The organism is Citricoccus sp. (assembly GCF_035445025.1).
Lineage (GTDB): Bacteria > Actinomycetota > Actinomycetes > Actinomycetales > Micrococcaceae > Citricoccus.
On sequence record NZ_DAOMPX010000083.1, the window covers coordinates 1 to 6,725 of the forward strand.

6 protein-coding genes are annotated in these 6,725 nt (G+C 71.5%); 3 read left to right on the plus strand and 3 right to left on the minus strand.

Going from position 1 to position 6,725, the window contains the following annotated elements:
* A partial coding sequence (locus PLJ28_RS14355; protein ID WP_324590295.1) for a superoxide dismutase family protein occupies positions 1–675 on the minus strand: 675 nt, incomplete at its 3' end.
* A 99-nt stretch (positions 676–774) separates the two neighbouring features.
* Positions 775–1,326 carry an RNA 2',3'-cyclic phosphodiesterase gene (thpR, locus tag PLJ28_RS14360; RefSeq protein WP_324590296.1) on the minus strand — a complete coding sequence of 184 codons (552 nt, stop codon included), beginning with the start codon at positions 1,324–1,326 and terminating at the stop codon, positions 775–777.
* A 426-nt stretch (positions 1,327–1,752) separates the two neighbouring features.
* Between thpR and PLJ28_RS14365 the strand changes: the two genes are divergently transcribed.
* Positions 1,753–2,541: a hypothetical protein gene (locus tag PLJ28_RS14365; RefSeq protein ID WP_183527409.1), complete on the plus strand. Its 789-nt coding sequence runs from the start codon at positions 1,753–1,755 to the stop codon at positions 2,539–2,541.
* 154 nt (positions 2,542–2,695) lie between these two features.
* Here the strand turns inward: PLJ28_RS14365 and PLJ28_RS14370 are convergent, their stop codons facing one another.
* Positions 2,696–3,973 carry a PucR family transcriptional regulator gene (locus tag PLJ28_RS14370; protein WP_298045056.1) on the minus strand — a complete coding sequence of 426 codons (1,278 nt, stop codon included), beginning with the start codon at positions 3,971–3,973 and terminating at the stop codon, positions 2,696–2,698.
* Positions 3,974–4,032: 59 nt separating this feature from the next.
* On the opposite strand from PLJ28_RS14370, the gene PLJ28_RS14375 reads away from it, so the two are divergent.
* Complete coding sequence (locus PLJ28_RS14375) at positions 4,033–5,142, plus strand: ferredoxin reductase (protein WP_183527405.1); 1,110 nt, start codon at positions 4,033–4,035, stop codon at positions 5,140–5,142.
* A gap of 40 nt (positions 5,143–5,182) precedes the next feature.
* A complete protein-coding gene (locus PLJ28_RS14380) occupies positions 5,183–6,481 on the plus strand; it encodes a fatty acid desaturase family protein (protein WP_183527403.1) in 1,299 nt (432 codons plus the stop codon).
* Positions 6,482–6,725 lie beyond the last annotated feature (244 nt).

Here is a 6,725-nt window from a genome sequence, read left to right on the forward strand (position 1 = left end):
GACCCCGCAGGCCAGCCGGTCCCCGGCGTCACCGGTCTTGGTGGTGTCCTCGTCCGGTCCCTCCGGGGCGTAGCGCTCGGGGATGTTGGCGTAGTTGTCCGGTGTGGAGTGGATCATCAGGGCCGAGCCGTCCTCGTCGTCGAGGTCCTCGGCCGTGAACCGGTCCGTGTGGAAGGTCAGGTGCCCGTCCCCGGACTCCTGCACCAGCAGGGTGGGCAGGTCCCCGGCGTGCTCCGGATGCTGGGTCTCCGTCCCGCCCAGGTGGCCCCCGGCGGAGAGGAACGCCCCGGTCTTGTCCGGGTTGTCCGGGGCGGCACTGTCCGGCTCGCACTGACCGATCGCGTGGACGTGGAGGCCGTAGAAACCCGGGTCCATCCCGGTGGCCTGCACGTGGAGCTCCATCGCCCCCTCGGCCTCGGTGAACTCCACGGTGCCGACGTCGCCACCCTCGGCATCCTTCAGGGCCGCCGTGAACGCCGGCGTCCCACCGGTGCCGGGGCTGGCGGTGTCCCCGCCGGCCATGGGGGACGAGGCGCTCTGGGCGACCTCGGGCGGGGCGGACGAGGCGTCGGCCTCACCGCCCTGGTCGGCGCAGGCCGACAGGGCGACCAGACCGGTCAGGCCCAGCAGGGCCGCCGCCGTCCGGGCGCGAGTGGTGTCTGATGCGTGACGCATGGTGTTTCCTCTCCTCGGACCGTTGCGGCCGACGGTCGGGACAGTGCCGGCCGCGTCACGGCATGGCTCCTCCAACGGTACCGACACGCTCGGGCGCGGTCAGGTGGCCAAAGGTGCCGTCATCACGGTGCGGTGCCGCGGGCGGTGGCCGTGGCCCTGCAGCACCGACTCCACCAGGTGCACCTCCTCCACCGTCCACAGCGGCGGCCGGAACGTCTCCAGCACCCGGATCCAGCGCGTGGCGTTCTCCGAGCGGGGCGGGCGGGCCACGGTCAGGTGCGGCGTGAACGCCTTCCCGTCCGGTGCGACGCCGGCCCGGTTCGCTGCGCTGCGCACGCGTCGGGAGAGCCGGGAGAGTTCCTCGGCCCCGTCCTCGACGCCGAGCCAGAGCACGGCCGGCCGGTCCGGGTGGGGGAACGCTCCGGCGCCGTGGATCCCGCACACGAACGAGAGCACGGGTGCGCAGGCCTCCGTGATGGACTCCTCCAGCGGCTCGGCGGTCCGGTCCGGCACGTCTGGCAGGAAGGCGAGGGTCACGTGGAGCTGCTCCGGGGCGCTCCACCGCATCCCGGGCCGCGACTGCAGGAACTCGGCGAACTCCTCGCGGATCTCCAGCGGCGGGTAGACCGCCACGAACATGCGCTGTCCCATGCAGGCCAGCGTAGGGGCTTCCTGGTCGCAGTGGTGTGGGAGATCGGCGGGCATCAGCTCAGTGGGATGACTTACGAGCACGCTCGACGGTGTTCTGTGCGGCGTGTTCCACCGTCCGGCGTGCTCGTAACCCCCACCCACGTGGGGCAGGGGGGGTGTGGCGGCCCGGGTGGCCGGAAGCTGTGGACAACTCCTGCAGGGGTGCGGGCAATCATCGACGCTGGGGTGATGGATCCGAGCAGTGAACGACGTGACCGGGATGCCGCCGTCCAGGCGACCTGCACCGGCGCGGCCAAAACCGTCTTCACGATCCAGGAGGCACGTGCGGCGGGGATGACAGACCATCAGCTCCGAGATCCCCGTCTGAAGTCACCCACACCCGGCATCCGGGTCTGGGACGGATCGGAACAGCCGTGGACCGAGTCCGTGCAGGCGATCTCCTCCTTGCCCGGTGCTCACTACCTGAGCCACACCACGGCCGCCCGGTTGTGGGGGATCTGGCTGCCACCGCACCTGGACCACGACTGGCCCGTGCACGTGACCGGCCGGAAGGGAACCGCAGGGGGCCGGCGTCGTCCGGGCGTGGCCGGCCACAAGGCCACTCTTCACCCGGACGACGTCACCGTGGCCGGTCCGTTCCGGCTGACGACGCCGGAGCGGACCTGGCTCGACCTCGCAACCCTGATCCGAGACCCGGACGAGTTGGTCGAGGCCGGTGATGCGCTCCTGCAACGTGCGGACGGGCCCTCCCGTCCTCCCGGCGTACTCGGCTCGAATCCGCTCTCGTCCTTTACCGCCCTCGACGCCGCCATGACCCGGCGGCGCAGGACCAAGGGCATCACCGCCGCCCGGGAGGCACGGGCGCTGCTGCGCGAGGGAGTCGACTCGCCGCTGGAGACGAAGACCAGGATGATCATCCTGGGCGCGGGCCTGCCGGAACCGGTGGTCAATGAGTGGGTGTGGCTCTCACCCACCCTGAGGCGCCGCCCGGACCTGCACTACGTCCAATGGAAGATCGCCATCCAGTACGACGGCGCAGGCCACGGCGGACGCGACCAGCTCAACAGCGACATCCACCGGGACGAGGACTTCACGGCCCACGAGTGGGAGGTCGTCCGCGCCGCCAGCGACATCTACACGCGGGCCGGCCAGCGCCTCTTCCTGGACCGTCTCCGCCGCGTCATCGCCTCACAGCGCACACGACTCGGCGTCTGAGGCACCTCGACAGCTGACACGTGTGGACTTCTGACTCGCGTGGGCAACTGATGGGCGTGGACTACGGATACCCCGAGTTACGATCACGCTGCACGGTGACTGCACCGGCGTGTCTCACCGTGCAGCGTGATCGTAACTCTGGGCGGCGCGGGGGTTACTGCCACCGGGTCCGCAGCACCATCTCCAGTTCGAAGCGCGCCTCGGGATCGTCCAGCTGCTCCCCGAACAGCTCGCGCAGCCGGGCCAGCCGGTAGCCCACGGTCTGCGGGTGGATGCCCAGCTCCTCGGCCACGGGCACGCGCTGACCCCAGTGGACCAGCCAGGACAGCAGGGTCTGTTCCAACACGAGCCGCTTGGCCTCGGTCAGCTCGTCCAGCGGGGCCAGCCGCCGGGAGGCCAGCTCCGCCATCACCTCCGGCTCGGCGCCCAGGACCACCCGCCCCAGGTGGTCGGCGGCGAACACCGGGGCCCCGCCGTCGTCGGGCTCCTGGCCTGCCGCACGCTGGGCGGCGACCAGCCGGGCCACCCGGTGGGAGAGCGGGACCCGGTCCCACCGCGCCGGGGGCCCGATCACGGCCGAGGACCCCGCGAACACCTCCGCCACGCGGGAGCGCAGCCCGGCCACCTCGGGCGCCGCCACGACCGCGGTGGCCTCGGACTCCCGCTCGACCACCAGGCCCGCGGTGCCCAACCGCGTGCGCACGGTGGAGGCCAGCTCCAGCGGCATCACGACGACGGCGATCCGGTCCGGCAGCCGCCAGTCCGCCGCCGCGGCGAGCCGCCGCAGCTCGGCGGGCTGGGTGGTGCCGGCCAGCAGGGCCCCGACCAGGTCGGCACGGCGCAGCTCCAGGGCCCCCGCCCGGGAGGTCTGCTCGAAGGCGTAGGCCTGCACGCTCACCGCGGACAGTTCGTCGATGTACGCCAGGATCGACTCGCCCAGGTCCACCACCACGGACATCTCCATACCCTGTTCGGCGCAGGCCTCGGACAGCCCGCGGAACGTGATCCGGGCGCCCGTGCGGTAGGCGGCGAGCAGGGCGTCCATGCTCCGGCCCTGGCGGTACTCGCCCGCCCCGAGCGCCGCGACCAGTTCGCGGGAGTGCTCGTCCAGGGCGGGGGAGTCGGTCCCGGGCAGGGAGAGCAGCTGCTCCAGGGCGCCGTGCACCCCGAGGTAGAGCACCTCGTTGAACCGGTCGGTGCGGGTGATCGCATAGGCGGGGATCTGGTCCGGGACGACGTCGATGATCTGCTGGGTGACCCGATCGGCGGCGGGGGCAAGCCGGGCGCCCAGATCGGCCGGCAGGGACCGCCACGGCGGACTCAGCCGCTTCGTCCCGGGGGTGTGCTCGACGGCAGGCGCCGGGGGCCCACCGGCGAGCGGGTGCGAAGAGCGTTCGTCCGGCGCATCGTTGTTGTCCGGGGATAGTTTCACGGGACCAATCGTACCCACGTGGTGCAGAAAACTATCTCCGCGCTCTATAGGATGGAGCCATGGCCGGAAAGTCTCTGATCTCCCTACTCGCCTCGGCGATGACCACCCCGCGCTCGCCGCAGGACTTCCTCGCGCTGCTGGACCCCGTGCACTCCTCCCGGCAGCTGCGAGGCGTCGTCACCCGGGTGGACCGCTCCGTGCCCGGTTCGGCCACCATCTCCTTCCGTCCCGGTCCGGGCTGGAAGGCCCACCAGGCCGGACAGTGGGCGCGCATCGGCGTGGACGTCAACGGCGTGCGTCAGTGGCGGTCCTACTCCCTGTCCGCGGCGGCGGGCGCCGACCCCGAGATCACGGTGACGGACATCGGCAAGGTCTCCGGCACGCTCGTGCGCCATACCGAGCCCGGTGACGTGCTCTTCCTGGCCCGGCCCGAGGGCGACTTCACCCTCCCCGAACACCCCCGGCCGCTGCTGATGCTCACCGCCGGGTCCGGGCTGACCCCGGTGATGTCCATGATCCGTACCCTGGTGCCCCGCCGCCCGGACGCCGACGTGGTCCTCATCCACTCCGCCCGCACGCCCGACACGTCCCTGTTCCGCGAGGAGCTGGCCGAGCTGGCCGACCAGTTCCCCGGGCTGCGGGTCCACCACCACGCCACCGCGGACGAGGGGCGCCTGGACCTCAGCGGTCCCGACGCGCTGGACGAGCTGTGCCCGGACTGGCGCGAGCGGGCCGCCTACGCCTGCGGTCCCGGCGGATTCCTCGACGACGCCGAGGCCCTCTGGGCGGCCGAGTCCCGTGCCGCCGGGGCCGGTTCGGGTGCGGTGGGACTGGCCGGCGCGGGTGGTCCCGCGGCCGGCGAGCTGAAGATCGAACGGTTCCGTGCCGACCTCGTGGTCGGCGAGCCCGGCGCCGGCGGGCTGGTGGTCTTCGAGACCTCCGACGTCGAGGCCGACGCCGCCGGTGACGTGCCCCTGCTCGAGGTGGCCGAGGACGCCGGCATCCCCGCCCCGAGCGGTTGCCGCATGGGCATCTGCCACGCCTGCCTGGTGCCGTTGCGCTCCGGGCAGGTGACCGACCTGCGCACCGGCGAGGTCCACGGTGACCCCGGTGAACTCATCCAGACCTGCGTCAGCGCAGCGGCCGGACCCGTCAGTCTCGGCCTCTGACGCCCCCACAGTTTTCCTCTCCCGACCCCTTAGGAGAATCATGACCCTGATCTCAGACCGCAAGAACTCCACGTTGCTGACCTCCGGCAAGCGCCCCGGTGCCGTCGCCGGCCCGGACACCCACAGCTGGGCACCGGCCGACCCCACGGTCGACGAGACCGCCCGCACCGAGGGGACCGGCCGTCGTCGGGACCCGGAGGCAGGACGCACCACGGCCGCGACCGTGCGTCCCGGTTCCCTGGCCGCCGCCGGTGGCCCCATCGTGCGCCCGCCGGCCGCCGCGCACCTGACCGACGAGCAGGTGGCCGAGCTCGGCCGCGAGCTCGACGCCGTCCGGGACGGGGTCCTGGCCGAGCGCGGTGCCACCGACGCCGCCTACATCCGCCGCGTGATCCGGCTGCAGCGCGGCCTCGAGGTCGCCGGCCGCGCCTGCCTGCTCGGTGCCGGCAACAAGGTGTCCTGGGTGGCCGGCACCGCCATGCTCACGTTCGCCAAGATCATCGAGAACATGGAGATCGGGCACAACGTGCTCCACGGCCAGTGGGACTGGATGCGCGACCCGGACATCCACTCGACCACGTGGGAGTGGGACTTCGTCACCCCCTCCACGTCCTGGCAGAACACCCACAACGACATGCATCACCGCTGGACCAACGTGATCGGCAAGGACCGGGACGTCGGCTACGGCGTGCTGCGCATGGACGCCGATGAGACCTGGGAGCCCAAGCACATCCTCAACCCGGTCATCAACGCCGGGCTGGCCCCGATCTTCGAATGGGGCATCGCGTTCTACGACCTGGAGATCCACAAGGTCCAGTCGGGGGAGAAGTCCTACGCGGAACTGCGGCGGGACCTGAAGGTGGTCGGCCTCAAGGCGGCCCGGCAGTTCGCCAAGGACTACGCCGCCACCCCGATCGCCGCCCAGCTGGTGTCCGGCTCCGGGAAGCAGGCGCTGCTCGGCACCATCGTGGCCAACGGCCTGCGCAACATCTGGGCGCACTCCGTGATCTTCTGCGGGCACTTCCCCGAAGGCGCCGAGACCTTCACCGAGGAGATGGTGGAGGGGGAGACCCGCGGCGACTGGTACGTGCGCCAGATGATCGGCTCGTCCAACATCTCCGGCTCGAAGTTCATGCACTTCATGACCGGCAACCTCTCCCACCAGGTGGAGCACCACCTGTTCCCGGACCTGCCGTCCAACCGGTACGCCGAGGTGGCCGTCAAGGTCCGCGAGATCTGCGACCGCTACGGCCTGCCCTACAACACCGGGCCGCTGCACAAGCAGGTCGGCTCGGCCTGGGCCAAGGTGTTCCGGCTGGCGCTGCCGAACAAGAAGTAGTCGTTCGTCAGGACGGACGCCCTCGAGGCCCCGGGCCGGACGGCCGAAGTTATGACCGGTCGGGGTTACGTACCGATGGGCGGAGTTACGATCACGACGCACGGTGGTTTGTCCGGCGTGTCCCACCGTGGAGCGTGATCGTAACTCCCGGGAGGGCGGTTCGTAGAATGGCGCCCATGCTGACACCCCCCGACCCCGTCCTGCCCGCCGGCTACACGCTGCGCCCGATGGAGTGGTCGGACCT